A 26,964-nucleotide genomic window follows, 5' to 3' on the forward strand; every position below is an offset into this window, starting at 1 on the left:
ACTGCTTGTAGGATTTTGGGTGGATGTGTCGAATTCCTATAATCAGGAAACTCTGGGAGGGTATATACAATTGAACATGTCCAAAAAAACTCGTTTGCACCAACTCTCGCTGAGAGCCCTCGCTGGGACTTTAGCGATGCTGCATGCGGCCCCTTTACCGACCGGTATGGCCGCTGAGTCAACGACACGATTCGCGGATGTTCCACCCGGTTTTTACGCCGAATCAGCAATCGCCGCACTCGCTGCACAAGGAATTGTATCAGGCAGAAGTAGAACGACCTTTGCCCCCAACGACAATATCACCCGTGCAGAATTCGCAATTCTGTTAGTGAAAGCGATGAAACTTCCGCTTGTCTCCGAGGGGCCGCCCGCATTTCGAGATGTACCGACAAATCACTACGCCTATCGATTTATTCAGACCGCGTATCAGAACAACCTCATTGCAGGAACTGCTCCTGGTCAGTTCTCTCCCAACGATGTGATAGCACGCCAAGACATGGCAACAATGATCGCAAGAGCATTAAAAACTTCGGACGTTCCTGACACGATCGTACAAACTTCACTTCCTTTTTCCGATCTCAATCGGATTTCACTATATGCAAAAAAACCGGTTGCCGCTTCCAAGTATCTTGATGTTGTGGCCGGGTTTCCAGATCAGACGTTTAAACCTCTGAATCCGGCATCCCGGGCAGCCGCTTCGATCATGATCTACAAAATGATCAATGTTCCGGGTGAGAAACTTCAAGAGCTGAAAGAAATGACGAATCCAACCGTCAAATCAATCGAGATCGCACCGAACCCCATTGCAATTCTCAAGGGACAGTCACAGCAGCTGACCGCCAAAACCTATGATCGAAACGGGCAGCTCCTAAGCAGAAAAACAGTCTCATGGAGCATTAGTGGCGATATCGGTACCCTTGAAGGCACCGTGTTTACCGCCACAAAAGCAGGTTCCGGCGTTATAACCGCCACCATTCTGCAAGAAGGACAGTCTCCGGTCACGGCCAGCGCAAATGTAACAGTGGAAGAACCCAAACACCTTGCATTCACATCCGCTTCCTACGGCTCCTTTAAACCGACACACCCCGTAACTCTTACGGCCAAAGTGAACGATGAGAACGGGCAGCCGGTTCCAACAGACAACAACCGCAAGCTGACCCTGACCATCAACGGCCCGGATGGACAATCCACCGTTGAAGCAACGACAGTGAACGGGGAAGCAAGCTTTACGGTCAATAAGACAAAAGCCGGAACATATACGGCAACCGTTTCAGGCCCGGGAACTGTTGCCAATGGTTCTGCCGCCTTCAAAGTCGTACCCGGCGATTTGGCGAAATTGAAATTGCTTGTTGCTCCATCCACGTTTATCCGTGCAGCATCAACCGTGGAGTTAAAAAGCAGTGCATACGACCAGTGGGACAATGAAGTTCCTCCGGTGCCTGTCACCTTTAGCGTTAGCGATTCAAGCCGGGGCACAATCGGTTCGACCAACAACCCGGCAATCGGCACATTTACGGCTGGAGGAACGAAAGGTCCGGTGACAATTACTGCCCAATACAACGGAAAATCCATTTCGCAGGAAGTGACGATCTATGCGTCTGCCACCGATCTGGTCAGCGGCAAAGGCGATTGGATGATGTGGCGGGATTGGAAGAACTACCCTGTTCAGGATACGATTAAGCGGCTCAAGGATGCAAAAGTGACGCATGTATACCTTCTGACAACCACGACTCTGGACGGATTTTTCGGACAGGATTCGATGGATGATTTCCTCCATCAAGCACATGCAGCTGGAATTGCGGTAATCGGTTGGGTGTATGCGGCAAACAAAAATCCTTATGCAGATGCCCAACAGACGATTGACACACTGAATTATGCAACGCCGACCGGGCAGAAATTTGACGGATTGGCGGCCGATTTGGAAGAAAATCTGGACCAATGGCATCAAGAGGAGTATATAAAATCGGTCCGGAATGCGATGGGGCCCAACTACCCGATGATGGCGGTGGTGTACCCGGCTACATGGGGAAAAAGCCAGCCGTGGGCGGTCTATACAAAGTATTACGACATTATGGCACCGATGCTGTACTGGCACTATAAAGAAAGACCCTACACCTACAAAGAAACCTATGAGGCGGTAGCTGCCGAGATGGCCAAGATGCGTGAATTGACCCGTCAAGATATGCCGATTCATATGATTGGACAGTCTTACAATATGTTCACGACCTCGAATCAGAACCCGACCTGGGAAGAGATCCAGGCGGCCATGCTGGCGGCAAAAGATCACGGGGCCATCGGCTATTCGACCTACCGCGGACGAACAGCCACGGCAGAAGGATGGGCGGAATTCGCCGTTTTCAAGTGGTAAGAAATTCTATTTTTCAAATACGAAACCCTTATTCGAACTCGAATAAGGGTTTTTAAATTGAGAAACTTCATTGTTATACAAGATTTTACATGTAAGAAATTCCCTTCCGCAGTTCATCATGTTACAATAGAAGAATCAAGAGTGGATCGGGTGATGGTATGTACAAACAGCATCTTTCAAACGAACTCCTCAAGAAGTGGCAATCCTGGTACATCGAGAACCTTGGCTCCGAAGAGCTGCCGGTAGTGTGTAAACTGTATGGTATTTGTCCCCCGGGCTTTCGCAGTCCGGAAAAAGTGCCGTATTTCGTGTTGCGATCCTACTTCCATAAAAAAGTATTCCCCACCACCCATGCCGACACTTCTGTGATCATCAACCAACTGCGGACAAGCTTTCCCAATTTGGAAACTCAAATCGATTCCCTCCCCATTTCATGTACCGTTGCAGATGTTCAAGCTCTTGACAGGGAAATCTACCCTGGTGATCTTGCCATTGCACTACTGCTGTCAGGCCGTAACGACCTGCAAAATTTGGCCCTGAAGATTATTGAGGAAAAACTCCCCTTTGAATCACAACCGGACAATCATCCTTCTCCCATTTCGGACAACACGGTTGATAAAGAAAACCGTCGCCTGACACGCTTGTTGGAGAATCTAAAAAAATCTTTTCAGAAGAAAGAAGAAAAATGGCGTAATGAACTGTCAAAACTGCGTGATGAAAGAAACGCCCTGCAGAGGGTGGTACAACAACTCGGAAAGAAACATCAGAAGCAGGTGGCCCTTTTTCAACAAAAACTCCAAGATGAACAAGTGCTTCGGCAAGCCGCTCAAAGGCAAGTAAAGTTAATGGAACGAAATTATACCCGTTCCCAACAACAAATTCAAAAACTGGAGTTCCGAAACCTTCAATTATCGGAGATCAATGAGAGCCATCAAACCACGATCCAACAGTTAAAAGAGGAAGTTGCCAGGTTGCGCGACTTACTTTCCCCTGCTTCCGAAACGACAACAGAGTCTGATCTCAGAATGCACGTTGAGAATCCGACTCCCTTATCAGAACCTGACGCACTCAATTATCCGCCAGTGGTTCAAGGCATTCTCCACATTCCGATTCGTTCCAAGTTTGGATTCTTGAGGGCAGAACAGGAGATGGATTTGTATGTTTCAGAGAAAATTATCTACAGTATCGGAGCAGAAGATGGGGATGAGCTCGAGGGGCATCTGGTGGGAGAGTATGCACCCGGACTTCCACAGTACAGATATTGTGTACTGCGTAAAGGTGTAGAACCTTCCAATCACCGGGAGTTGCTTGGAATCGTTGAGAATCGTTCCGGTTGGATTGGCGTTCGGGACTTGTATGACCAGGATCTGTTTATACCGCTTCATGCATATGAACTGCAAAATGTAACTGTTGGGGACGTGGTGACCCTTTTATTTGATGCTGGGCATCCACACAACAACCGGATTTTAACCGTTCATGAGCACTTCTCACCGGATGAAACGGGCACGGGTCACCCCACCCGTCGGAAAGCCGGGAAGACCGATAGTTCGAAATCCGAGAATTCACGAGAAATGGAACAAATACTCCAGGGGATGCACATTCTGATCTGCGGGGCCCAATCGAACATGGTGACACCATATGAAGAGGCGATTCGGTCACGGGGCGGATCGGTCCTCGTCTTAGAAAACCAGCCACGCTCCATGCAGCCATATGTTGCAAAAGCGGATATCATAATCTGCAACACGCATCAGATCAATCATCCTTTTTATTGGATGGTAAAGGAGGAATCTTCACGTCAAAAGAAACCGGTTCGCTACCCACTCTCAGGCGGCGTCTCATCCATTGTTCGCGAATTGGAAATGCATATAAAAAATGGCAGTGCAATCCTGGACAACACTCCCATGTAGATGACAGATTTATGTATGATGTTGTCAAACCGTTTCCATACCCATTTGGAATCCCTAAAATCCCCATTGCCCTACTTGCTTCTTGCAAATATGTAGGCTCTGCCTGCAGACTAGTCATTTGTTGCTATCGTTGCTGCCTCGACGATTCAGCGCTTCAAGCTCTTCTGTTGAGCGTGAGCTCACCAATTTCACAAACGCTGCCGCAAACTCCTCATCAAACTGGGTTCCAGCTCCCTCTTTGATTTGCTGCAGTGCGGTCTCCACCGGCATGCCCTTTCGATAGGGGCGATCTGAAACCATTGCATCGAAAGCATCCGAGATGGCAAGAATTCTTGCGATCAATGGAATCTGATCGCCCTGCAAACCATCGGGATACCCTTTCCCGTCGATTCGTTCATGGTGGGAGCGGATGGCCGGAAGCAGTTCAGGGAACACCCCGGCTCGCTCTACAATCTGATATCCGATCACAGGGTGCTGTTTGATTTTATCGTATTCCTCATGGGTTAACTTGCCTGTTTTATTAAGGATCGCATCTTCGATTCCGATCTTGCCGATATCATGAAGAATACCGCCGTAATACACTTCCTCCACTTGCTTGTTCGGAAGCCCCAAGGCGGAAGCAAGTTCCCTTGCCCAGAATGCGACTCGGGAGGAATGTCCATGAGTATACGGGTCGCGCGCATCAATCGCCGCCGCCATTGCGGCTAGGAATGATTCGTTTAGTACTCGGATTTCTTCCATTTTTTGTTCGAGTTTGTTTACCCCAGTAGCGTACTTATAAAATACTGCACTGATAACCCCGAATGCTATTGTTACAGGAAGAAGTGCAAGTATACCATGTATTTCTACCAGCCTTGCACCAAGCTCCCCTAAACTCATTACCATTAGATACGATAAGGCGAAATCCTTAATCATAACCTTAGCAATAGTCATCCAAGAAACTTTATTAAAGGACGCAATTCCGATTGCACACAAAAAAGTATTCGCCAGCCAATACACGATGATGAGTAAGATATCAGTCAGCATCCATGGCAAAGAGAAAGAATTCAGGTACGATTGGAGTGTAGCCACCAACCAGACCGTCAACAGCATCTGTCCCGCATTAGCTAATACTTTCAAGAGAGGCATTCTAGTTAAAAACGCTAAGATTAATACTTCCAGCACAACAGACCACGCGGCGATTGATGCCCCATACAGAAGTATGCCTGAAAAAAAGACCGCATTATTTAACGTAAGTTTAAAATTAAAGGTGCGAATTACCGAGAAGGAGCAAATGATAGTTAGTAAGGTATAAGTAAAAAGAGGTCCCCAATGTTCTCGTTTCTCTAGTTCCGGAAGTACGGAAACAAAGATCAACACTGCCGCTAGGGGCAATCCAACCTTTACTACTGAACGCATCCATTCAAAACGATTTTCAACCTTTTGTAGCAGCTCCATAATTCTTCCCCTCGCGCAATTGAATCAGTGATATTGGTTTATTCATGAGTCGTTGGATCAGTAAAAAAGCCCCTAACATAATGAAAATATCTCCTATACTGATCACTCGCGGAATGGGAAATGGCATATATATAATATCGGCCAAGAAAGGAAGATGAGTGGAGTCTGTAAGTATACTATGCTTATAATCTGTACCTTGAATTAAACGGTCTAGCGGTAAACCGGTTTTTCTTGCTTGGTCGAGATCAACCGGCATTCGACCCCAATTCGCCCAGATTACCACTGCATTCATCAACCAGCCGATCAGGAAAATTCGGATATCTTCATTCTCTCGATTGCTGACAAAGAATAGTAACACACACAAATAGGCAATCGATACCAGTACGCTTGCCCACTGGTGCAAGAACACCGAAGTAAGCTGTAGCAGAATACTAGCTGCTAGAAAGTACAGTTTCTGAAAGATCGGTATTTCGCGTACACGACCGCCTCTTAGAAATGCAACAATAAACGAAAACAAGATGAAATCGAGAAACATGGAAATCCTCCTTGATTAGTGAAAAACACCACTTATGAGCGGTGTTTTTCAGGAGATGAAAGCTCAGCATTAAATATAAAAGTTTGCCGAGGTCGCAGCCACGATACCTGCGACCAAGAGAATAGCTGTTACGAGCTTCTTCATCTCGATCCCTCCTTTGGTAGGAGGAAGGTGGGTTCGCTACTCGCTCCATACAGGCCAAGCGACCAAATACAGCCTGTACTTCAACGCACTTCCCTGATAGTCAGGAAAGATGGGTTCGCTACTCGCTCCATATAGACCAAGCGACCAGATAAAGTCTATACTTCATAGCACTTCCCAAGTACATTTTACATAGTGTGACAAAATTAGACAATAGTACTATTCTCATAAATTGAAAAAAATTTTCTAACTTTGAAGCCGTATTCGCCGATATCTCCGCGATAATTCCCGATCGTGTGTTCAAGTGGCTGTAATTTTTGGTACAATTCTGAGAGCCGGTACAATGCACATTTGGAAAAGGAGTTCGAAATGCTTACATCCTACAAGACCATTAAAGGCTACGGAGAAGAAACGATCATCATAAAAAAATCCCGCTTCATCGGATATGCAATGCCTGCAGAAACGGAAGAAGAAGCGGTGAAGTTTATCGAATCGATACAAAAAAAGCACTGGGACGCGACTCACAACTGTTATGCCTACCAAATCGGGCCGCATGACGAGATTCAAAAATCAAATGATGACGGAGAGCCGTCCGGCACTGCCGGTAAACCGATTCTTGAAGTGATTAAAAAAGAAGGTTTGAAAAATGTGGCCGTGGTGGTAACCCGTTATTTTGGCGGTATCATGCTCGGTGCGGGCGGATTGGTCCGCGCTTACGGACAAACTGCCGGAGCAGGCCTGCGAGCTGCCGGTATCGTCACCAGATCCCTTTTTCAAATGATTCACGTAGGAATTGATTACACCTGGTTAGGGAAAGTCGAAAACGAGACTCTGCAGGCGGGGTATTTCGTGGATCACATTGAATACATGGATCGTGTACGTGTAACCGCATTGGTCCCCGCGGAGGAAGCCGAAAGGTACGCTAAACTGATCACAAACACTACTCATGGACAAGCAGAAATTATGATCGGAGAGAGTATCTACGCTACGATTCAGGACGGTAAGCTGGTAAAAAAGCTATAAGTCAGCGTCTCAGTTCTGTGATAACGGAATTTCGAGTCATAGTTCATCTCAGATCGTACGAATTTCCCCCTCAAATTTGACCGCTGTAAGCAATGATATTAATACTTCCCATTGTGATAAAATAAACTCTGTGAAGCTGCTTCAAAGTAAGCGTCGGAAAAAGAACTAAACGACCCTGGCACGGTCGTTTAGTTCCTAAAGCAGTTATTTCGGATCTACGATCGCGAACATCAACTCCGCCTCACAAGCCACTTTATCCCCGACCTTGGCGATTCCCTTCCCTTTCCCGATACTCCGCTTCATCGATAAGATTTCAACTTCCATATGTAATGTGTCTCCAGGCCGTACCTGTTGTCGGAAACGAACATTATCAATCCCCGCAAAAAATCCCAATTTTCCCTTATTTTCTTCTTCCGAAAGCATCGCGACCGCCCCGACTTGAGCCATGGCCTCTACAATCAGTACGCCCGGCATTACAGGATAATCCGGAAAGTGCCCCGGGAAAAAAGGTTCGTTCGCAGTCACATTCTTAATGCCGATTGCCCGTTTCCCTACTTCCAACTCCAAAATCTGATCCACGAGCAAGAACGGATACCGATGAGGAATAATCTCTTTAATTTGATCAATGTTTAACATTCGTACACCCCTACCTGTTGATTGCGCGGAATTTGTGTAAATAGACGAAACTGGTAATAAACGAGAGACAGATCGTGCTCCATAGAAGCATACCAGCTATCGACCATCTAAACATGATGGCCACCACCGTAAAGTAGTACAAAACCGTTGTGGTCTTTCCCCACCACGTAGCGGGAACGATCCGTTTAGCCCGAAAATGGAAAAATGCCGATGCAAGAATCATAACCGCATCCCGGAAGATCAACAAAGCCGCTGCGAACCACGGTATTCGTCCATCGAGTATAAACGACAGAATCACGGAGAGCATCATCAGTTTATCCGCGAGTGGATCCAAGATAACGCCAATCGGTGTGATCCAGTTATACTTTCTGGCGAGATACCCGTCAAGCAGGTCCGTTAATCCGGCCAACACCAAAATCCCCAAAGCATACTCCATGTTCCAAGGCGATGCTGAAAAGAATGCTATGAAATAGAGCGGAATCAATCCCAAGCGTACCAGCGTGAGTAAGTTTGGCAAATACACCGAATAACCCCCTACTGCCCATCCCTAATAATACCATTGTACGTCCGGATCATCAAAACCGACCTGTACAGCAGCATTTTTTCTAAAACTGACTACCCATTCTACTATTTTAGAGAATTCCGACGCATAAAAAAAGAGGCACATCGGCCTCCGGTTGTTTATGCACGAAGATTATTGGCCATACCCATCATTGCATCGACTGTCTGAACGGATCTTGCATTTACCTGGTAGGCCCGCTGTACCTGAATCAATTCCGTCATTTCCTGCGGCAAATCCACATTCGACATCTCCAAAGCTCCCTGACGGATCAATCCTGCATTTCGGATGTCTTCCTCTTCCACCAAATAGATCAAAGAATCTTCGAGAGGATTGTATCTTTGAGGATCCACTGCCCGATAGAGATTCTCTCCTACTGCCTGGAGATTGGCTTCCGGATTCCTCACTAATACGAGATTGACCGTTCCGATCGATACGGAGCCGCTGTCCCCTTGAACGGCAATATCACCATTGGGAGCAATCGAGAGCGGACGCCCGCGCAGCTCCTCCGGAATTTGAATCGGTTCTCCGTTCGGATCCATCAATGGATATCCGGCATCTGTAACGATGTAGCCGTTAATAGGATCAACTTGAAATTTACCGGTTCGTGTGTAAGCTGTCAAAGGCTCGCCGTTTTGATCTTCCCCCGGTATCCGAACAGCAAAAAACCCGTTTCCTTCAATCGCGAGATCCAACATACTCCCGGTGCTCTGCAAATTTCCTTGTGTGAAGAGCTGGGACATAAAGGCCGCATACGCACCGTTCCCAACCCGCAGTCCGGAATCCGAACGGCGTCCTTCCAACCGGAATTCGTCCGGTTGCGTGAATTCGGAACGCAGCAACTCTGCAAACTGAGCATTCTTCGCTTTGTATCCGGTTGTATTTATATTTGCAATATTATTTGCGATCAGGTCAAGCTTCGTTTGTTGGGAAGTGAGACCCGACGCGGATGTGTAGAGAGCTCTCATGCGACTTTGGCTCCTTTCGCTGCGGGATTCGCCATTTTTCAGATCCGTCCCAGGCTGTTGACGGCTTTGTCCAAGGTGCCGTCCAATGTACGAATCACTCTTTGGTTCGCTTCGTAACTCCGCATTACGGCAATCATATCGGTCATGGTCTCCGTCAAATCGACATTGGAACCTTCCAAAAATCCTTGGCGAACCTCACCTGTTCTGGCCCCCAGGTTTGCCGGATCGTAACGGAATCCACCGTTTCCGGCATTCTGCAGCCGATCCGTATCGAGAACGTCTACCGCATCGAATCGATACGCTTCATTTACGGTAAACTCTCCGTTCTCTTCAACCGTACCGGCCTCAAGGCTCGTCCCCGTGTCGTTCAATTTAATTCGTGAGTTCGCTGCTGGCAGACCTTGATCATCTACAGCTTGCACGAACAGTCCTGCCGCATTCATCAAAAACCCCTGCTGGTTGACGTGGAACTCCCCGTCACGGGTTACGAAGCTGCTACCGCTTCCATCGGTTACCGCAAAAAAAGTTTTCCTGCGAGCGTCGGGAGCTTGCGGATTCAACGGCCGATCCACATCAATAATCGCGTACCCGTACTTGTTATTCGTGGGCTTGAGCGTACCCTGTGTAAAACGCGGAAGAATCTCTTCCAGAAAAGCGCCCGTTCCGACCGCTCCAACATCCGGCATGCCTGGCCTAATGCCCTGGGGCCCGCTGCCTGTATGATCATTCACGGCATAGAGGAGCATCTCAGGAAACGAGCGCATTAGACTGTCGTCTTTTTTATACCCGATCGTATTTGCATTGGCGAGATTGTTGGCCAGAACATCCTGCCGGCGTTCACCGGCCAACATCCCGGAAGCTGCTGTAAATAAACCCCGTATCACTTCGATCACCTGCTCATGGTTCGTTTGCCCTGTGTCCGAACCACTTTTTCCAGATTATTTAATACAATACCGGTGCCACGCGCTACACAAGTCATCGGATCCTCTGCGATATGAACCGGAATCTGCAGCTCGTCCTTCATAAGCTTGTCTAGGCCGTATAACAGTGCACCGCCGCCCGTCAAGACGACACCCTTCATGTAGATGTCAGCCGCCAATTCCGGCGGAGTCCGTTCCAGTACATTTCTTGCAGCCGAAATCAGTTGTGCTACCGGCTCTTCGAGTGCAATACGCACTTCTTCGGAGGTGACCTGAATCGTTTTGGGGAGGCCGGTCACCATATCCCGTCCGCGAATATCCAGTTTCTCGTGACGGGAATCCATATACACGGAGCCGATAGTAATCTTTATTTCTTCCGCCGTCCGTTCACCGATTAATAGATTGTGCTGCTTTTTTACATAGCGAATAATCGCCTCGTCCAACTTGTCCCCTGCGACGCGAATAGAAGAGGCGGTGACGACGTCACCAAGAGAAAGGACAGCTACATCCGTCGTGCCTCCGCCGATATCGACCACCATCGATCCGCTTGGTTGGAAAATATCCAGCCCGGCACCGATTGCAGCAGCTCGTGGTTCCTCAATAATAAACACTTCTCTGGCTCCGGTCCGTTCTGCCGCTTCCCGCACCGCTTTTTGCTCCACAGAGGTAATCCCTGCCGGAACACAGATCACGATGCGAGGACGAACAAACATCCCTTTCCCAACCGTTTTGTTTATAAAGTGGCGGAGCATCATCTCTGTTACGTCGAAATCCGCAATGACACCCTCACGGAGAGGACGAATCGCTACGATATTGCCCGGTGTTCGCCCCAACATTTGACGGGCCTCTTCACCGACCGCCACCACTTTTTTTGTTTGGCTCTCAATTGCCACTACCGAAGGCTCGTTCAGAACAATTCCTTTTCCCTTTACATGGACCAAAACGTTGGCCGTTCCCAGGTCGACACCTATATCTTTGCTCAACATGTGCAGAAGAGTCCTCCTTCTTACATTGTCAGATGCTTTTACTGATTCAATGTATGCCAGTTAAATATAAATATGAATGGTGTTGTCCCCTGTGGCCCCCGCTTGGCATCCCAAAAATTACCGAGAATCCGCTATCTAAATTATTCTACAGCGGCGAAGAAACTCCTCTTTCGACCCCGACATTCTTTGACAATTTTCGCTTTGTTTCGTCCTTCCTGTATTTTTTCTTGGTTGCTTCCCCGCCCCTCAAATGGCGTATCGATTTGTGATACTCCAGAATTTCTTTCACACGGTTGGCAAGTTCAGGGTTAATGTCAGGCAGACGTTCGGTCAGGTCTTTATGCACCGTGCTTTTGGAGACACCAAATTCCCTTGCGATTGTACGAACCGTATTTTTGGTCTCCACGATATATTCGCCAATCTTTAGGGTGCGCTCTTTGATGTAATCGTGCACTCCCTTTCGCCTCCCCCATACTTCAAATGGTCTGATACATTATATGAGGGTGTGTACCACATATGCCTAAATTACCGCTGTGACAAGCCATAAGGTCCATTTTCTTTGTTTTTTCTCTTCCTTTCTCGACAAGACATCCCCCCATCAAAGTGACGAAAAACAAATAGAATCCCCGCCCAAACGGGCAGGGATTCTTTCACTTCCTAAATTAGCGTTTAATTGCTTTTTCCGGGTCGACGTTTTTGCCGTCCTTCTTGACTTCAAAGTGGAGATGGTTCTTCTGATCCGCTTCGATGCGGTTGTTGCCTGACTTGGCAATGTCCGCACCTTGTACTACTTTGTCGCCTTCCTTCACTTTGATGTCGGAAAGAGATGCGTAATACGTCACATAGCCATTGTCATGTTTGATTTCAACCAGTTGGCCCATTAACGGATCGTTTTCCACTCGAGACACAGTACCGGATGCAGCAGCGACTACCGTAAACGGTTTGTCATCCTTGCGACCGATTACAACCCCATTTTGTGTGTAGAAGTTGTTATCGTACTTTACAATGGATTTTGCTTGGGACTTTTCGTCTTTGGTTTCATCGTAGAACGACATCGTGACTTGGACTTCTTTCTCGTCCTGTTGTGCTACCGGCCAAGCAAGTTCTTGGTTCGCGGTAACCGGTGCGGTGTCAGAAGAATTTCCGGAATCAGTCACTGCCGTCCCTTCCGGGGTTTTCTCGGCATCGTTGAACGGCTTCGCGTCCTGAGTTTGTGCTACTACCAATCCGATAATGAGGGCCGCTGCGCCAAGATAGATTGCCGGGAATGTCCACCGTTTGGCAAACAAACTCTTGAAAAACCCCGGTTTTTTCTGACTCCTTGGAGCCAAATTTTGTGTTTCTTTGTTTTCTTGATTCATTTTTCCATCACCTCATTCCCCATTCTCGCCACGAATGAGAAATGTTATACAGGGAATACTCAAATGATGGAAAATTTTTATACTTGTAACGGAAAATTAGTACAGAGGTTACAAGTATAAGTGCAACTAGGCATCCACCTGCGTGATGAACTTGGTGAATGCCAAGTTTTCTTTATACTACTTTACTGTTTTTTATAAGGCGCAAGGGTTGTGCCCTGATAGAAATAGGTGAGAATATCGGGCGCCTTCTTCCCTTCCTTTGCCATGCTGTCCGCGCCATACTGACTCATACCAACCCCATGACCGTATCCATGAGTGGTAAAAGTGATCCTGTCTCCTTCAATTGTCCATGAAAAATCGGTCGAGTACAGTCCGAGAGCTTCCCGGAATTCCGCCCCGCTCATCACTTTGCTTCCCACCCGTATCTTCTTGACCCTGTTGCTCGAAGATTTTTCTACTGCCTTGATCATTTGACTCTGGTTTGCGGATGTCACAGCGTCGTTGATTCCGAGCCGACGATGGAATTCCTGAAGAGACATGGAGGTATTATCTGCTGCATGCTTTCCTTCTTTGTCCCACGGAGCATCTACCGAACGTAAATACGGAAGCGCCTTACCGCCCCAATAATCCTGAGAGTTTTCCGTTTTTCCATTCGACTTTGAGAAGAAAAGCGCATCAATTGGCTCCCCGTGGTAGGTCAGAATCTGTCCCTTTGTCTCATTGACCGCTTGCACAATTTTGTTTAAGTTCAGTTGATACTCCAGCACTCCCCAACGTTTCTTCAGCTTCTCATCTGAACTGTAGGCCTGAAATTGCCGGTGGTCGTCCGTGACATGGGCCCCTTCTGCAGTCAGAATGTTTTTCTGGATACGCCGCACTGCGTTGGTACGGGCTGCAACCGCTTGTGCTTTTAGCGCTTCCATTGAAAAAGTGACCGGCATCTCGGCGGCCACCACACCTTTCACGTACTCTTCGAGCGGAACCTCAACCACCTCTTGCTTTTCAGTCAAAAACACTTTGATCTTGGTGTCATCCGTCTTCACTGTCAGCTCAGGCGCAGGCGCTTGTTTCTTCGGCAGAATACTGACCAAACCGGCCGGAATCGCCAACATGAGGACAAGAGTTAGGGCGAGCATGATGAAAATCGGTCTGTTGACGGCTGCAGCGTTGTTCACTGTGGCGATCCCTCCCATGTTTTTTAACTCTAAGAAAGTATATGTGCAACTTGTACCAGTATGCCCCATGAGACAGTAGATCCGATTTCATCTGCCCGCTCAAAGGAAATTCAATTGGAATAGAGTTCACATAGAAGGGTTCAATTAATCCCATCTTCTATCTGGAGAATAAAATTTTTCCCCTCCAAATCAGACTGGTATGAGCGAATTCGTACTTGACCGCTTAACGCTGAAAAACAAGAGGCTGCTGATTAAAATCAGCAGCCCTGATCTGTCACGTATTGATGAGTCAATTACTCCACGCGTTCAATATCGGCACCGATTGAACGGAGCTTGTCCTCAAAAGTAAGATATCCGCGGTCAATGTGATGCAGACCTTGAACTTCCGTCTCTCCTTGCGCGCCAAGTCCTGCAATCACAAGCGCCGCACCGGCCCGAAGGTCACTTGCAGTAACACTGGCTCCGGTCAGATAAGGAACTCCAGTGATCATTGCCGTACGGCCTTCAATCTTGATGTCGGCTCCCATGCGCTGCAGCTCAGCTACATGCATGTACCGGTTCTCAAACACGCTCTCGGTGACGAGACTGTTGCCCGGAAGAACGGTCAGCAATGCCATCATTTGTGCCTGCATATCCGTAGGAAATCCCGGATAGGGCAGTGTCTTCAAATCCAATGGCTTGTTGCCGGGTCCGCCAACCGTACGAATTCCGGCGACATCCTCTTCGATTCCGATGCCGGCTTCTTTCATTTTGGCAATCACAGGCTTCAGGTGGTTGGAGATCGCTCCTTCCACATACACCTCTCCGCCAGTCATTGCTGCGGCGATCAGGAATGTACCCGCCTGAATCCGGTCCGGTATCACAGTATGGTTTGCACCACGCAATGATTCGACCCCTTCGATCCGAATTACGTCCGTACCCGCACCCCGAACATTGGCACCCATTGCGTTCAGGTAGTTTGCGAGATCGACGATCTCAGGTTCTTTTGCGGCATTTTCGATAACCGTTCTGCCCTCAGCAAGAGCGGCTGCCATCATAATATTTTGCGTCGCACCCACACTTTGGATATCCAGATAGATGCGGGTTCCCTTTAATCGTTTCCCTTTGACGCGAGCTTGCACATGTCCGCGCCCAACTTCCACTTCCGCGCCAAGTGCTTGGAATCCTTTGAGATGCTGGTCAACGGGTCTTGCTCCGATTGCGCAACCGCCAGGCAAGGCTACGCGGGCTTGACCCATCCGTGCAAGAAGAGGTCCCATTACAAGAAAAGAGGCCCGCATCTTGCGAACCAGGGATTCCTCTGCGATCCATTCGTTCACGTTTTGCGAGTCGATATGCAGTATGCTGTCGCTTTCCCGGCGCACTTCGGCTCCTAAAGCGATTATCACTTCACTGATGGTTTCCACGTCCGTTAACCAGGGAACATCTTCAATCACGCTTGTTCCTTCCGATGCAAGAATCGAAGCAGCAATAATCGGCAGAACCGCATTTTTTGCACCGTCAACTTTCACGCTACCCGATAGGCGGTTTCCGCCACGAATCAAATACTTCGACAATGTTGTGCAACCTCCGCTCAGGCGGGCTCTTGCCCAGATACTTAGACACTAATACTCAATTGTTACAATCGGTGAACCGACGAGAATACGGGTCTTCTTCTGAAAGGCATCGTAATGAACCGCCACTTGCAGGTTCATTCGCTTTCCGTTGGTTTTTATGTACTCCTTGGAAAGAGGTGAGTACCCCGATACACTCACGAGTGAATCGGAACGAATTCCTTCAACCTCATTTGCGTTGACCGCTTTAAATACCCGGCCAATGATCTGATTTCGTCCCATAGAGTCAATTCTATCATTGTAAAATCCTTTGATACAAGTGCTAATTTGTGGGCTTACCCCGATTTGTGCAGCCGTACTTTTTACTTTCTCTACTGACTGGGTAATATCCTGCACACGGTTGGAATCCCGTTCGATTTTTATCACCAACACTGTCTGAGGTTGCTGTCCCTGCAGGTTCATTGTGGTTAGAGCAAGGGAAACCTCCGTGCTCGGATCCCATCTCCCATACAGTTGGTAAACATACTGTCGCTCGCCATTGATTTTATTTTCCTGTGCATTGGGGATTTGCAGCACCGAGTTCATCTTTTGGGCCATCTGAGCCAATTCATCCATTGTCATAAATGTCTGATTCACGATTGACCAATTATGCACATAATACCCCTCTGCCTGAGCTTGGGAAGCATCGAATGCGCGCGTTAGCATCTCGCCCATTTGAATATCCTTCACACCTGTCGATCTGACAGGCGATGCATATGCCACCCCGATCACTGCACAAATCAAAAGTACAACCAAAGCCAATTTTTTCATATGAACAAGTCCCCCTGCACGTTCGAATCTATAACCCTATCAATCAGCCTGACCATCTGAAAGAAGATCTATACGTGCAGGAAAAGAAAAATAAACCCTCGGGATTGATTCTGATTCCCGAGGGCTTTTCGCGTTATCCGAGATTTTTTAGCAGTAAGGATGCACTCAAGTACTGCAAGAAAAACTGGCCGATGAGAAAACCGAGTCCGATCGCTAGCAGCAGGCGCAGCATGCGGGCCGGTCCTCCACGGTGATCCCGCAAGAACAGATCCCATTTTACGCTGCCCAAAGCATACCATGCAATGGCGATCGTCATCAGATAGACAAGCAGTTGAAGCAGACCATATAATCCGGCGGTTACTGGCAGTGATAAACTCGGGAACATATCGATCCCCTTACGCCGGTCCCGGGCCGAACCACTTCAGAACGCTTAGGACGTCCAGGAACAGGTTGGGTGCTACACCAAGTCCGACAGTGGCAAGCAGTGCAATTCCGATTACAACAGACAAACTCATTGGTGTCTGCAAGCGCGGCTCAACGCCATCCGTTTCTTTGCTGAAGATCAAACGAATCAGCCCGAAGTAGTAATAGAACGAAATCACAGAGGCCGCAAACATGATCCCTGCAAGCCAGAAAGATTGGGTATGGATTGCTCCGAGAATGATGATAAACTTCCCGAAGAACCCAGCCGTAATCGGCATCCCCGCCATTGATAACAGGAACACGGACATCGCAACTGCCAGGTACGGCGAACGCTGATACAAACCGCGGAAAGACTCAATGCTTTCCGAAGCCGCATCACGCGTTACATAAGCAATGACAGCGAATGCTCCCATAGTCATCAACACGTATACGCCAAGATAGAAGACCAGTTCCGTCAACGACTGGAGCAACGTCACCGAACCTTGCGGCTTTCCCAAGACAGCAATCGGAACCAACAGGTAACCGGCTTGGGCAATACTTGAATAGGCCATTAATCGCTTAACGTTCTTTTGCGAAAGAGCCGCCACATTCCCGATCACCATTGTCAAGATCGCAAGTACCACGAGAATCAGATACCACTCCGCGATATAATTGGAGTACAGGAACAGGAATACCCGCAAGAGCATCGCAAATCCGGCCGCCTTGGATACTGCCGAAAGAAATGCGGTAATCGGTGTCGGAGCCCCTTCATAAGTGTCAGGTGTCCACATGTGAAAGGGAACCATCGAAATCTTGATTCCGAAACCGGCAAGCATCATCACGAGCGACAGAAGGAACAGGAATTTAAAATCTGCCCAGAGCGCACTGATCGGTTCCATCGCCATCGCGATGTTGGTGGTTCCCGTCAACCCGTAAATGAAAGACATCCCGTACAGAGTCAGCGCTGTCCCGACTGCTCCGATGACCAGATATTTCATTGCACCCTCGGCCGATTTTGCATAATTTCTCCGCATACCGACCAGCACGTAGGACGCAATGGACAGCAGTTCCAGTCCTACAAAAATCGTGATGAGATCTAGCGCTGAGGCCATTACCATCGCACCCACGGTTGCAAACAACAGGAGATATGTGTATTCCCCTTTCGGCATGTGCACGTGACGCAGATAGTCGATCGACATCACCAGGGTCAGCGCCGATCCCAACAAGAAAATCAGTTTAAAAATATTGCCGTAATCATCCATGATATACAGGTAGTTCGACAGATGTTCCAGTTGTGCAGCCGTGTGAAGCTTCACCATGTTGGAAATAACCAAACCGCCCGCAAGCAACAAGGACAGAAGCCCCAGCCAGGGAATGATCTTCTTCTGCTCTTTGTTGAGGAATAATTCGAGCGTCAACAGTGCAAATCCCGCAATGACGAGGAGAACTTCCGGCCCCATGACGCTCCATACACCGGTCAAAAAATCTTTACCCATCTGTGGCATCGTCTATCCTCCTATCTTCCCGACTAACTGAGTCAATGTGGGATTGATCAGGTCGCCTAAAACGGCCGGATAGACACCGATCAAAATCACAAACGCCAAAAGCACCACCATCGGTACATATTCGGCGGGTCTTGCATCATGACTCCCCTCAAGCGCGACCCCTTGCGGCCCAAACGTTGTCCGCTGGATAGCCCACAACAGATAGACAGCCGCCAAGATGATACCGGAAGTGCCGAGCGCTGAAAGGATCGGGAACTTCTGGAAGGCTCCCATGAAGGAAACGATCTCTGAAACGAAGCCGCTCATCCCGGGCAGACCGAGAGAACCCAGTGCCCCAATCAGGAGGAACCCCGACAAAATCGGCATCTGCTTGGAGATTCCACCCATTGCATCGATGTAGGTGGTACGGGTGCGTTCCTGAATAGCTCCTACCAGGAAGAACAACAAAGCAGACAGGAGTCCGGACGAGATTGTCATAAAGACCGCACCTTGAAGTCCTTCGTTGGTGCCGGAGGCAACCCCCAGCAGAACAATCCCCATATGCGAGATTGTTGAGAAGGCGAGCAGTCGTCTCCAGTCTTTTTGCACCATTGCGACTAATGCACCGTATACGATGTTAATAACACCGATCACCGCAATGGCAGTTCCAAAATAGGAGATCATATCCGGCAGAGCCCCCACCCCGATACGGAACAATACATACGCGCCGACCTTCATCAGAACGCCTCCAACGATCATGGAGACCGCCGGCGTCGCTTGTTCATGAGTATCCGGCATCCACGTATGGAACGGGAAGAAAGCTTCCTCAATCAGAATCGCAAGGAACAAGACGATGAAAATCCACTGACGATAGTCAATCGGTATAATATCCCCGGCTTTCTTAAACACGTCGGCTATTTGAATCATATCGAAACTTAGGTGCCCGCCGATATTCCCGGGCTGCAAGCTCGCATAGCCTGCAAAATACGCGAGGGCGATAAATGATACGAGTATCCCTACTGACGCCAAGCCGCGATACAGCAAGAATTTTGTTGCGATTTCCTTCTTTTTCTCCCCGCCCCAGATTCCGATCAGGAAATACATTGGAATCAACGTAAGTTCAAGGAACAAGAAGAACAGGAACAGGTCTAACGCTGTAAACACTCCGAATAAACCGGTAATCAGCAGCAAGAACCAAATAAAGTATTCTTTGGTTCGATACGCCACCCGCCATGACGCAAGAACAGACAGCACACTCACAATTGCTGTCAGGAGAACGAACGGGAGAGATAAGCCGTCCACTCCAAGATCAAAGCCGATTCGCAGCGGCCCCTGTTCGAACGCAAATGGCACCTCAATCCAGTCATGTTTGACTTGATATTGCATGCCGGAAGTTGTATCGAAGCCCGCATACATTATGACTGCCCCGACCAACGGAAGCAGGGTAGCCAATAAAGCGACCGCTTTAATCTGTGACTTCGCCTCACGCGGTACGAAGAGGACGATCAGCGCGCCCAAAAGCGGCAGGAGTGGTATCGCAATCAAAATGCTGTTCATCAGATTGCACCTCCCAAATACAAACTAACCGCAACCAGAGCGAGTACTCCGATCGATGTCAGCAATCCGTAAGTTTGAATCTGACCGTTCTGTCCGTACTTGAGTCCGAGAGAAGACGCATAAGTCGTATGGCCCACCAGTTCCACCAACCCGTCCACGATCCAACGGTCAATAAAGTTCAAAATCTTTCCGATCCAAACAAAAGGAGTCACGATGATCACATGATAGATCTCATCGATAAAAAACTTTCGGAAAGAGAGCGTATACAACGGACCACTCGCACGGGCAACTTGCCCGGCATCGACAGTTCGCTTGCCGTACATCAGATATGCCAGGAAAATTCCTGCTGCTCCAACCAACACGGAAACAACTGCTGTCGTGAATTCAAACGGATAATGTGCACCGAGCGCCCGTTGGCCCTGCAGGAAGTGTTCAAACGGACTTCCAAGGAAAGGTGCATTTGCAAATCCGATCACTGCCGACATAATCGCCAGCAACACGAGCGGGATGGTCATCACCGGACCGCTCTCATGAGGGTGAACCGATGGATCTCCACGGTACTCCCCGGTAAATGTAAGGAAGAACACCCGAAAAATGTAGAAGGCGGTAAAGAACGCCGCAGCTGTTGCAAGGATAGCCAGGAAGGTATTCCCGCTTGCAAAAGCGGCGGTCAGAATCTCATCCTTCGACCAGAAACCTGCGAAAGGAGGAATACCTGAAAGAGCCAGGGCTCCGAACAGGAATGTCCACGTGGTAACCGGCATCTTCTTCCACAGGCCGCCCATTTCCCGAATATCCTGCGTATGTACCGCATGGATTACAGAACCTGCAGCGAGGAACAGCAGGGCTTTAAAGAATGCATGTGTCATCAGGTGGAAGACCGAAGCTACATACGCGCTTACCCCTAATGCGAGCATCATGTACCCAAGCTGCGAGATGGTGGAGTACGCAATCACACGCTTAATGTCATTTTGTGTTAAACCGATAGCGGCAGCAAAAATCGCTGTGAATCCGCCGATTCCAGCCACAACCATCAATGCGGTCGGCGATGCTTCAAACAACGGGAATGTGCGAGCTACCAAGTACACCCCTGCAGCTACCATCGTCGCCGCATGAATCAATGCGGATACCGGAGTCGGACCTTCCATCGCATCCGGCAACCAGACATGAAGCGGGAACTGGGCCGATTTTCCGACTGCGCCGATGAAGATCAGAATCGCAATTAATGTGAAGAGCGTCATCGGATCTAATCCAAATGCGGTTCCAATCGTTGCTGCCTGACCACCCGCCGCTTTCACAAATTCAAAAATCGCTTGGTATTCAAAGCTTCCTGTTGCAAGATACAGGAGAATAATCCCGATAAACAATCCGACGTCCCCAATCCTGGTAACAACGAAGGATTTCTTCGCTGCCGCGGCAGCTTCCGGCTTGAAATACCAGAATCCGACCAGGAGGTAGGAACAAAGACCGACCAACTCCCAGAAAATATACAGCTGAAGGAGGTTGGGAGAAATCACCAGTCCAAGCATCGAGAAAATAAACAGACTCAAATATTGATAGAACACGGAAAATCGGGAATCCCCGTGCATGTACCCTTTTGAGAAAAGGAGCACCAGCGTACTGACAAAACTGACCACAACGAGCATGATGGCGTTCAACTGCGTCACTTCAAAGCCCACAGTTAACTGAGTGTCACCCAGAGTCAGCCAACGGAAGCTGTAAGCTCCTTTAAAACCGTTTGCCACGACATCCCCCATCGCCAGCAATGACACTACAAATGAAGCTACCGCGGCGGCAACCCCGATTGCAGCAACCACGCCCTCTTGTGCACGTCTACCCAGAATTAACAGCAAGAGGTAGGCTACAAACGGAAAGAAGGGGACGAGCCATGCATAAGCTACCATACTATCACCTACCACTTGGTTAAGTTCATATCTTTGACGTCGCTCGAATTACGGTTCCGGTACAAAGAAATCAATACAGCGAGACCTACCGCCACTTCGCAGGCTGCAATCACCATCGCAAACAAAGCGAATACTTGACCGCTGATATTCGGAGCCATCCCCATGCGAGAAAATGCCACCAGGTTAATATTGGCCGCGTTCAGCATCAACTCGATTGAGACCAACACAATGATGATGTTCCGTTTCCAAAGTACTCCGAACAAACCGAGGCAGAAAAGCACCGCCGCCAGCAGAAGGTATCTTACAATGGTCGGTTCCATCATTCTTCCTCCTTCCGGGCCAGGATGACCGCGCCCACCAGGGCAACAATCAATACAACAGAGACCAATTCAAATGGAATGGTATAGGCACTGTATATGGCCTGCCCTACCGCTCTCACCGAGTTGTCACCCCATGGCGGAGTCGGGTCTTTTGGCGATAATTGCTCCCACTTGGACCAGTCTATCGTGTTAAAGCCCCAGTAGAGCAATCCTAATAGTCCACCTGCCGCCACTACAGCAGTTACAGTGTGAGTATTAACCGGCGTTTGTTCTTGTGAGCCGTGATTCGTCAGCATAATGGCGAACAGCATAAGAATCGTGATTGCACCAGCGTAGATCAAAATCTGAGCGAATCCTGCAAAATCTGCATCCAGCAGAATGTAAATGGCTGCAACACCGATGAACACGCCCCCGATCAAAAGCGCCATGTAGATCACCTTCCGTGCAAACAACATGGCGACCGCCGATCCAATCACAAGCAGACTAATAAGAATGAAGGCGATCATTTGACCTGTAAAAACAGGTAAAGCCATCAGTTGTCACCCTCTTTCCCTGCACCCTCCGGCTTTGCGGGAGCTTCCGCGTTCACTGGTGCAGCTGCGGCCTTGACCGGTTCAGCTTCCGCCTTCACTTGTCCAGCATCCGCCGCTGCCGGTGCAGCAGCCGGTTTTACCGGTGCCCCTTCCGGTTTCGCTGCAGCTGCAGCAGCCTTTGCCGGTTTTGGTGTTTCTTTCACAGGCGGTGTATAACCGGTCCGCTCATCATGTTGACGACCGTTTTCGGCCAGCCATTCAATGTTTTTATAAAGAGCGTCCCGACTGTATTCGGCCAATTCAAATGTATCACTCATTTGAATGGCTTCTGTCGGGCAGACCTCCGTGCAGAGGTCACACAAGATGCAAATCTCAAAATTGATATCATACGTCTCAATGTGCAGCTTCTTGTCTTCACCCCGGCTGCCGGATAGAGAAATACAGCTGGTCGGACAAATCCGTGCACACTGATTGCACACGATGCACAGTTCCGGATAGAACTTGTGGACACCCCGGAATCGATCCGGCCATTCCGGCTTAACTTCAGGATACATAAGGGTGTATTTTTTCTTCGGTATTTGGCTGACCGTAACACTAAGTCCTTTTAGCAATCCAAACATCGTATCACCCCTTATGCCACCGCGAGCTTGAAGATCGCAGTGAGGATAATGTTGAGCAGCGACAACGGAATTAACACTTTCCAGCTGAAACTCATCAACTGGTCATTTCGCACTCGCGGGAATGTCGCACGGAGCCAGAACATCAAGAAAATAAACGCTCCCGCTTTAATCGCATACCACAACCAGCCCGGCAATAACGGACCTGACCATCCTCCGAAAAAGAGGGCAGCCGCAAGTCCCGCCATCGCAACGATATATACATACTCCGCCAGCATATAAAAAGCGAAGCGGAAACCGGAGTACTCCGTGAAGTAACCCGACACAAGTTCGGATTCGGCTTCCGGCAAATCGAACGGTGTCCGATTCAGCTCGGCCGTCGCAGAAATGATAAATACCACAAACCCAAGCAGCTGTGGAACTACAAACCACACATATGGAAAAGCTTCTTGTGCTTTGACGATTTCCACGATGTTCATTGAACCGGCCATCAGGATCACGCCGAGCATCGACATCGCAAGCGGAATCTCATAGGAAATCATCTGGGCCGCAGAGCGCAGTCCGCCTATGATCGAATATTTGTTGTTCGATGCCCATCCGCCCAAGACAATCCCGATGATCGAAATTGCAGAAAGAGCGATATAGTAAAGAATTCCAACGTTCAATTCCGCTGTAAACAAGTGAGTGGCTGTATAAGGGATCACCGCAAGCACCATAAAAGCTGGTACATAGGTAATCATAGGCGCCACAAGGAACATGAGACGATCCGCTTTGGCAGGAACGATATCTTCTTTCACCAAAAGCTTCAAGATATCGGCAAAAGATTGAAACAACCCGAACGGACCCACCCGGTTCGGTCCGATACGCCCCTGCATCCAACCAATGATTTTTCGTTCAAAATAGATGGCATAGGTAACTACACCCAGCACAACTCCAAGAACAAGCACCGCACCTGCTATCATCACTAAAGCAGTAGTCGGCGAAAAAGGTTGATTGATCCATTCGAACATTATGCATCAACCTCCCCGAGAACGATGTCGGTAGCTCCCAGAATGGCAATAAAGTTTGCCATGTTTTGACCCTTCAGGAGACTCGGCAGGATCTGCAGATTAGCAAAGGACGGACGGCGAATTTTTAACCGGTAGGGTTTGTCTTTTCCCTCTGACACGATGTACACGCCAAGTTCGCCCTTTGCCGCTTCTACACCCGCATAATACTCTCCTGCTGGCACACGGAGGATTTTTGGTACTTTCCCCATTACCGGCCCGTCCGGAATCTGCTCCAGTGCTTGTTCGACAATCTTCAAAGATTCTTCCATTTCTAACATGTGGCACATGTAGCGATCGAAACAATCTCCATTTTGTCCTACCGGAATGTCAAAATCAAATCGGTCGTAGATTGAATACGGTTTGTTCTTTCTCAGATCCCATTTGAAACCGGTACAACGCAGGTTAATACCTGACAACCCATGATTGATTGCGGTCTCGGCATCATAGATTCCGATCCCCCTCACCCGGCTAAGGAAGATTTCGTTGCCGGTCACAAGATCATGATACATTTTCAACTTTTCCTTAAAGTGCGGGATATAGTCTCGAAGGTTATCCAACCAGCCGTCAGGAGTATCCCATTTCACTCCGCCAACCCGCATGTAGTTGTATGTAAGGCGGGCTCCGCTAATTTCATTGAACATTTGCATGATTTGTTCCCGCTCTTGGAATGCGTAAAGGAAGGGACTCATGGCACCCAAATCCAGCAGGTAAGCCCCCAGGAACAATAAATGGGAAGCAATCCGGTTCATTTCACAAACAATGACACGCAGATATTCGGCCCGTTCCGGAACTTGAACACCCATTGCCTGTTCAACCGAATTCACAATCGCGTGGTTGTTCAACATTGCCGCAAGGTAGTCCAACCGGTCAAAATAGGGAATGATTTGCGTATACTGCAGATCTTCTGCCAGCTTCTCAGTTCCCCGGTGCAAATACCCAATCACGGGTGTTGCATCAGTGATCATTTCACCGTCGATCTTCACAACAATTCGAAACACTCCGTGTGTACTTGGGTGTTGGGGACCAACGTTCAACAGCATTTCTTCTGTACGGATTTCAGCCATGTTCCCCTCTACTCCTTCCACACACTAAAGTCTTTACGTAACGGATAATCTTCATAATCTTCCGGCATCATAATTCTCCGCAAATCCGGGTGGTCAGTAAACTTTACCCCGAGCAGATCATAAATCTCACGTTCTTCCCAATTCACACCGTTGTAAATCGGAGTCAGAGAAGGAACTTCCGCATTTTCGCGCGGGGTGCGCGTCTTGACGGTGATAAAGTAACCATGTTTCATCGAATAGAGATAAAGCACAACTTCTATATACCCTTTATCCGGATAATCCGTTCCCGCCATTACTTCCGGATAGTCAAACAACAATGAATTATCGTAACGCAAGTATTCCACGACATTCCGCCAATACTCGCGTTTGATTACATAGGTGGGCTGGTATTTCGCCAGCAGCGATTCTTCCAATACTTCTTCACCGAATTTGCCAACGATCTTGGCACGGAAATGTTCGAGCGTTCTCTCCGCTTCTTCTTTTTTCGGATCCGGTTTCTCCTCGACCGCTGGAGCGTCCGCCTTTGCAGGCTTTTCAACGACCGGTTTGGCAGCAGCTGGCGTGACGACCGGCGCGTCCGCTTTTGGAGCAGCTTTCTCCGCTGCCTGTTCAGGCGGCAGCTTTTCAGCCAGTTGATCCTCCGGTTTCGGTGATTCCTGTTTCTTGGGATCCGCTTTAACCGAAGTAGGCTGTTCTGTTTCCCCGTTCACTTTGTTCTCTTCCGTCACGTACGAGGCACCTTCTTTCCTTTAGCCTCCAGCCGGATTTTTTCCTGAAGTTTGTTGAGTCCGTAAATTAAGGCCGGCGGAGACGGAGGACATCCTGGAATATAGACATCAACCGGTATAAACTGGTCTACCCCTTTTACAACCGAATAGGAACGAACATACGGTCCACCCGCGGTAGCGCAGGAGCCCATTGCCACAACCCACTTGGGATCAGGCATCTGGTCATATAACCGTTTAATCAGAGGAGCCATCTTCTTTGTTACCGTACCGGACACAATAATGCAGTCAGATTGCCGAGGGGAAGCCCGGAAAATGATTCCGAAACGGTCAAGGTCATAATGAGATGCTCCCGTTCCCATCATCTCGATGGCGCAGCAAGCCAGTCCAAACGTCAAGGGCCATAAAGAATTGCTTCGCGCCCAAGCTTTGATTTGTTCCAAAGCTCCAACAAATACACCTGCTTGCTGAAGCTCCATCGATTCTTCCGGGGTAAATCCTTCAAACTCCACGCGAGGTTGTTGACTGTACCCTTTGATTACGTCCATTCCAACACCTTCTTCTTCCAAGCGTAGGCCAGGCCCACAACGAGAAGACCGATGAAGATCAGGACTTCCACCAGGCCAAACAGCCCCAAATCCATGAAAGAAACCGCCCACGGATACAAGAAAAGAATTTCAACGTCAAACACAACAAACAACAAGGCAAACAAATAATAACGGATGTTGTAACGTACCTGTGCTTCTCCGAAGGGCTCTAATCCGCTTTCATATGTAGATAATTTTTCGGCGGTCGGTTTTTTCGGACGCAAAAGAGGCCCGAGCACCATGAGCGAGCCGACTGGGAGTATGATGCCTAATAGCAGGAACAATGTTACAAAAAGATAACTGTTCCAATACTCGAACATGAGGCACTCCTCCAATATTGAGA

Annotated in this window: 26 protein-coding genes and 1 pseudogene; 3 read left to right on the top strand and 24 right to left on the bottom strand. The window is 48.6% G+C overall.

Annotated elements, in window-relative coordinates; genetic code table 11:
* Window positions 1–76: 76 nt before the first annotated feature.
* Window positions 77–2,368: an S-layer homology domain-containing protein gene (locus ACFO8Q_RS19215; RefSeq protein ID WP_380028156.1), complete on the top strand. Its 2,292-nt coding sequence runs from the start codon at window positions 77–79 to the stop codon at window positions 2,366–2,368.
* Window positions 2,369–2,526: 158 nt separating this feature from the next.
* Complete coding sequence (locus ACFO8Q_RS19220) at window positions 2,527–4,275, top strand: DUF2325 domain-containing protein (protein ID WP_380028055.1); 1,749 nt, start codon at window positions 2,527–2,529, stop codon at window positions 4,273–4,275.
* A gap of 114 nt (window positions 4,276–4,389) precedes the next feature.
* Here ACFO8Q_RS19220 and ACFO8Q_RS19225 read toward each other — a convergent pair whose 3' ends face one another.
* Together ACFO8Q_RS19225 and ACFO8Q_RS19230 are read right to left on the bottom strand one after the other, a co-directional pair.
* Window positions 4,390–5,712, bottom strand: a complete 1,323-nt coding sequence (locus tag ACFO8Q_RS19225) for an HD-GYP domain-containing protein (protein WP_380028057.1) — start codon at window positions 5,710–5,712, stop codon at window positions 4,390–4,392.
* Window positions 5,690–6,247, bottom strand: coding sequence for a DUF5317 domain-containing protein (locus tag ACFO8Q_RS19230; protein ID WP_380028063.1), 558 nt, complete (start codon window positions 6,245–6,247; stop codon window positions 5,690–5,692). The genes ACFO8Q_RS19225 and ACFO8Q_RS19230 overlap by 23 nt, the downstream gene beginning before the upstream one ends.
* A gap of 510 nt (window positions 6,248–6,757) precedes the next feature.
* Here ACFO8Q_RS19230 and ACFO8Q_RS19235 point away from each other — a divergent pair.
* Window positions 6,758–7,411 (top strand): YigZ family protein, encoded by a 654-nt coding sequence (locus tag ACFO8Q_RS19235; RefSeq protein WP_380028066.1) that lies wholly within the window; start codon window positions 6,758–6,760, stop codon window positions 7,409–7,411.
* A 204-nt stretch (window positions 7,412–7,615) separates the two neighbouring features.
* Here ACFO8Q_RS19235 and fabZ read toward each other — a convergent pair whose 3' ends face one another.
* From fabZ to ACFO8Q_RS19345, 22 genes and pseudogenes are all read right to left on the bottom strand, one after another.
* On the bottom strand, window positions 7,616–8,047 hold the full coding sequence (gene fabZ / locus ACFO8Q_RS19240) for a 3-hydroxyacyl-ACP dehydratase FabZ (protein ID WP_380028069.1): 432 nt from the start codon (window positions 8,045–8,047) through the stop codon (window positions 7,616–7,618).
* A 10-nt stretch (window positions 8,048–8,057) separates the two neighbouring features.
* Window positions 8,058–8,570, bottom strand: a complete 513-nt coding sequence (locus ACFO8Q_RS19245) for a CDP-alcohol phosphatidyltransferase family protein (RefSeq protein ID WP_380028072.1) — start codon at window positions 8,568–8,570, stop codon at window positions 8,058–8,060.
* A gap of 158 nt (window positions 8,571–8,728) precedes the next feature.
* Window positions 8,729–9,574 (bottom strand): flagellar hook-basal body protein, encoded by an 846-nt coding sequence (locus tag ACFO8Q_RS19250; RefSeq protein ID WP_380028076.1) that lies wholly within the window; start codon window positions 9,572–9,574, stop codon window positions 8,729–8,731.
* Between the two features lie 38 nt (window positions 9,575–9,612).
* Window positions 9,613–10,458 (bottom strand): flagellar hook-basal body protein, encoded by an 846-nt coding sequence (locus ACFO8Q_RS19255; RefSeq protein WP_380028078.1) that lies wholly within the window; start codon window positions 10,456–10,458, stop codon window positions 9,613–9,615.
* 5 nt (window positions 10,459–10,463) lie between these two features.
* Window positions 10,464–11,480, bottom strand: coding sequence for a rod shape-determining protein (gene mreB, locus ACFO8Q_RS19260; RefSeq protein WP_380028079.1), 1,017 nt, complete (start codon window positions 11,478–11,480; stop codon window positions 10,464–10,466).
* A 145-nt stretch (window positions 11,481–11,625) separates the two neighbouring features.
* Window positions 11,626–11,934: a sporulation transcriptional regulator SpoIIID gene (spoIIID, locus tag ACFO8Q_RS19265; RefSeq protein ID WP_380028080.1), complete on the bottom strand. Its 309-nt coding sequence runs from the start codon at window positions 11,932–11,934 to the stop codon at window positions 11,626–11,628.
* 208 nt (window positions 11,935–12,142) lie between these two features.
* A complete protein-coding gene (locus ACFO8Q_RS19270) occupies window positions 12,143–12,841 on the bottom strand; it encodes a peptidoglycan DD-metalloendopeptidase family protein (RefSeq protein ID WP_380028081.1) in 699 nt (232 codons plus the stop codon).
* A 182-nt stretch (window positions 12,842–13,023) separates the two neighbouring features.
* On the bottom strand, window positions 13,024–14,016 hold the full coding sequence (gene spoIID, locus ACFO8Q_RS19275; protein ID WP_380028083.1) for a stage II sporulation protein D: 993 nt from the start codon (window positions 14,014–14,016) through the stop codon (window positions 13,024–13,026).
* A 293-nt stretch (window positions 14,017–14,309) separates the two neighbouring features.
* Window positions 14,310–15,572 carry a UDP-N-acetylglucosamine 1-carboxyvinyltransferase gene (gene murA, locus ACFO8Q_RS19280; protein ID WP_380028085.1) on the bottom strand — a complete coding sequence of 421 codons (1,263 nt, stop codon included), beginning with the start codon at window positions 15,570–15,572 and terminating at the stop codon, window positions 14,310–14,312.
* 48 nt (window positions 15,573–15,620) lie between these two features.
* Complete coding sequence (locus tag ACFO8Q_RS19285; RefSeq protein ID WP_380028087.1) at window positions 15,621–16,379, bottom strand: YwmB family TATA-box binding protein; 759 nt, start codon at window positions 16,377–16,379, stop codon at window positions 15,621–15,623.
* Between the two features lie 133 nt (window positions 16,380–16,512).
* The gene (locus tag ACFO8Q_RS19290) at window positions 16,513–16,764 is read right to left on the bottom strand and encodes a DUF1146 domain-containing protein (RefSeq protein WP_380028089.1); all 252 of its coding nucleotides are present in this window, start codon (window positions 16,762–16,764) and stop codon (window positions 16,513–16,515) included.
* Window positions 16,765–16,774: 10 nt separating this feature from the next.
* Entirely contained in the window at window positions 16,775–18,286 is a 1,512-nt protein-coding gene (locus tag ACFO8Q_RS19295) for an NADH-quinone oxidoreductase subunit N (RefSeq protein WP_380028091.1), read from the bottom strand.
* Window positions 18,287–18,289: 3 nt separating this feature from the next.
* Window positions 18,290–19,822, bottom strand: coding sequence for a complex I subunit 4 family protein (locus ACFO8Q_RS19300; RefSeq protein WP_380028093.1), 1,533 nt, complete (start codon window positions 19,820–19,822; stop codon window positions 18,290–18,292).
* Window positions 19,822–21,726 (bottom strand): NADH-quinone oxidoreductase subunit L, encoded by a 1,905-nt coding sequence (nuoL, locus tag ACFO8Q_RS19305; protein ID WP_380028095.1) that lies wholly within the window; start codon window positions 21,724–21,726, stop codon window positions 19,822–19,824. Before nuoL ends, ACFO8Q_RS19300 begins: the two co-directional genes overlap by 1 nt.
* Before the next feature lie 8 nt (window positions 21,727–21,734).
* Window positions 21,735–22,046 (bottom strand): NADH-quinone oxidoreductase subunit NuoK, encoded by a 312-nt coding sequence (gene nuoK, locus ACFO8Q_RS19310; RefSeq protein WP_380028097.1) that lies wholly within the window; start codon window positions 22,044–22,046, stop codon window positions 21,735–21,737.
* Window positions 22,046–22,579 (bottom strand): NADH-quinone oxidoreductase subunit J, encoded by a 534-nt coding sequence (locus tag ACFO8Q_RS19315; protein WP_380028099.1) that lies wholly within the window; start codon window positions 22,577–22,579, stop codon window positions 22,046–22,048. The genes nuoK and ACFO8Q_RS19315 overlap by 1 nt, the downstream gene beginning before the upstream one ends.
* Before the next feature lie 242 nt (window positions 22,580–22,821).
* Window positions 22,822–23,199, bottom strand: a pseudogene (locus ACFO8Q_RS19320) (NuoI/complex I 23 kDa subunit family protein); the annotation flags it as partial.
* An 11-nt stretch (window positions 23,200–23,210) separates the two neighbouring features.
* The gene (gene nuoH, locus ACFO8Q_RS19325) at window positions 23,211–24,206 is read right to left on the bottom strand and encodes an NADH-quinone oxidoreductase subunit NuoH (RefSeq protein WP_380028101.1); all 996 of its coding nucleotides are present in this window, start codon (window positions 24,204–24,206) and stop codon (window positions 23,211–23,213) included.
* Window positions 24,206–25,309 carry an NADH-quinone oxidoreductase subunit D gene (locus tag ACFO8Q_RS19330; protein WP_380028103.1) on the bottom strand — a complete coding sequence of 368 codons (1,104 nt, stop codon included), beginning with the start codon at window positions 25,307–25,309 and terminating at the stop codon, window positions 24,206–24,208. Before ACFO8Q_RS19330 ends, nuoH begins: the two co-directional genes overlap by 1 nt.
* A gap of 8 nt (window positions 25,310–25,317) precedes the next feature.
* A complete protein-coding gene (locus ACFO8Q_RS19335) occupies window positions 25,318–26,037 on the bottom strand; it encodes an NADH-quinone oxidoreductase subunit C (RefSeq protein WP_380028105.1) in 720 nt (239 codons plus the stop codon).
* Entirely contained in the window at window positions 26,034–26,582 is a 549-nt protein-coding gene (locus tag ACFO8Q_RS19340; RefSeq protein WP_380028108.1) for a NuoB/complex I 20 kDa subunit family protein, read from the bottom strand. Before ACFO8Q_RS19340 ends, ACFO8Q_RS19335 begins: the two co-directional genes overlap by 4 nt.
* A complete protein-coding gene (locus ACFO8Q_RS19345) occupies window positions 26,573–26,941 on the bottom strand; it encodes an NADH-quinone oxidoreductase subunit A (protein WP_380028110.1) in 369 nt (122 codons plus the stop codon). Before ACFO8Q_RS19345 ends, ACFO8Q_RS19340 begins: the two co-directional genes overlap by 10 nt.
* Between the last annotated feature and the right edge of the window lie 23 nt (window positions 26,942–26,964).

Origin of the sequence: Effusibacillus consociatus, from assembly GCF_042652925.1 — a bacterium.
GTDB classification, from domain to species: Bacteria; Bacillota; Bacilli; order Tumebacillales; family Effusibacillaceae; genus Effusibacillus; species Effusibacillus consociatus.

What these genes read in the sequence shown, in the direction of transcription:
- ACFO8Q_RS19215 (WP_380028156.1), top strand. Translation starts at nt 77, where the DNA reads ATGTCCAAAAAAACTCGTTTGCACCAACTCTCGCTGAGAGCCCTCGCT.
- ACFO8Q_RS19220 (WP_380028055.1), top strand. Translation starts at nt 2,527, where the DNA reads ATGTACAAACAGCATCTTTCAAACGAACTCCTCAAGAAGTGGCAATCC.
- ACFO8Q_RS19225 (WP_380028057.1), bottom strand. Translation starts at nt 5,712, where the DNA reads ATGGAGCTGCTACAAAAGGTTGAAAATCGTTTTGAATGGATGCGTTCA.
- ACFO8Q_RS19230 (WP_380028063.1), bottom strand. Translation starts at nt 6,247, where the DNA reads ATGTTTCTCGATTTCATCTTGTTTTCGTTTATTGTTGCATTTCTAAGA.
- ACFO8Q_RS19235 (WP_380028066.1), top strand. Translation starts at nt 6,758, where the DNA reads ATGCTTACATCCTACAAGACCATTAAAGGCTACGGAGAAGAAACGATC.
- fabZ (WP_380028069.1), bottom strand. Translation starts at nt 8,047, where the DNA reads ATGTTAAACATTGATCAAATTAAAGAGATTATTCCTCATCGGTATCCG.
- ACFO8Q_RS19250 (WP_380028076.1), bottom strand. Translation starts at nt 9,574, where the DNA reads ATGAGAGCTCTCTACACATCCGCGTCGGGTCTCACTTCCCAACAAACG.
- mreB (WP_380028079.1), bottom strand. Translation starts at nt 11,480, where the DNA reads ATGTTGAGCAAAGATATAGGTGTCGACCTGGGAACGGCCAACGTTTTG.
- ACFO8Q_RS19270 (WP_380028081.1), bottom strand. Translation starts at nt 12,841, where the DNA reads ATGAATCAAGAAAACAAAGAAACACAAAATTTGGCTCCAAGGAGTCAG.
- ACFO8Q_RS19285 (WP_380028087.1), bottom strand. Translation starts at nt 16,379, where the DNA reads ATGAAAAAATTGGCTTTGGTTGTACTTTTGATTTGTGCAGTGATCGGG.
- ACFO8Q_RS19290 (WP_380028089.1), bottom strand. Translation starts at nt 16,764, where the DNA reads ATGTTCCCGAGTTTATCACTGCCAGTAACCGCCGGATTATATGGTCTG.
- ACFO8Q_RS19295 (WP_380028091.1), bottom strand. Translation starts at nt 18,286, where the DNA reads ATGCCACAGATGGGTAAAGATTTTTTGACCGGTGTATGGAGCGTCATG.
- ACFO8Q_RS19300 (WP_380028093.1), bottom strand. Translation starts at nt 19,822, where the DNA reads ATGAACAGCATTTTGATTGCGATACCACTCCTGCCGCTTTTGGGCGCG.
- nuoL (WP_380028095.1), bottom strand. Translation starts at nt 21,726, where the DNA reads ATGGTAGCTTATGCATGGCTCGTCCCCTTCTTTCCGTTTGTAGCCTAC.
- nuoK (WP_380028097.1), bottom strand. Translation starts at nt 22,046, where the DNA reads ATGGAACCGACCATTGTAAGATACCTTCTGCTGGCGGCGGTGCTTTTC.
- ACFO8Q_RS19315 (WP_380028099.1), bottom strand. Translation starts at nt 22,579, where the DNA reads ATGGCTTTACCTGTTTTTACAGGTCAAATGATCGCCTTCATTCTTATT.
- nuoH (WP_380028101.1), bottom strand. Translation starts at nt 24,206, where the DNA reads ATGTTCGAATGGATCAATCAACCTTTTTCGCCGACTACTGCTTTAGTG.
- ACFO8Q_RS19330 (WP_380028103.1), bottom strand. Translation starts at nt 25,309, where the DNA reads ATGGCTGAAATCCGTACAGAAGAAATGCTGTTGAACGTTGGTCCCCAA.
- ACFO8Q_RS19340 (WP_380028108.1), bottom strand. Translation starts at nt 26,582, where the DNA reads ATGGACGTAATCAAAGGGTACAGTCAACAACCTCGCGTGGAGTTTGAA.
- ACFO8Q_RS19345 (WP_380028110.1), bottom strand. Translation starts at nt 26,941, where the DNA reads ATGTTCGAGTATTGGAACAGTTATCTTTTTGTAACATTGTTCCTGCTA.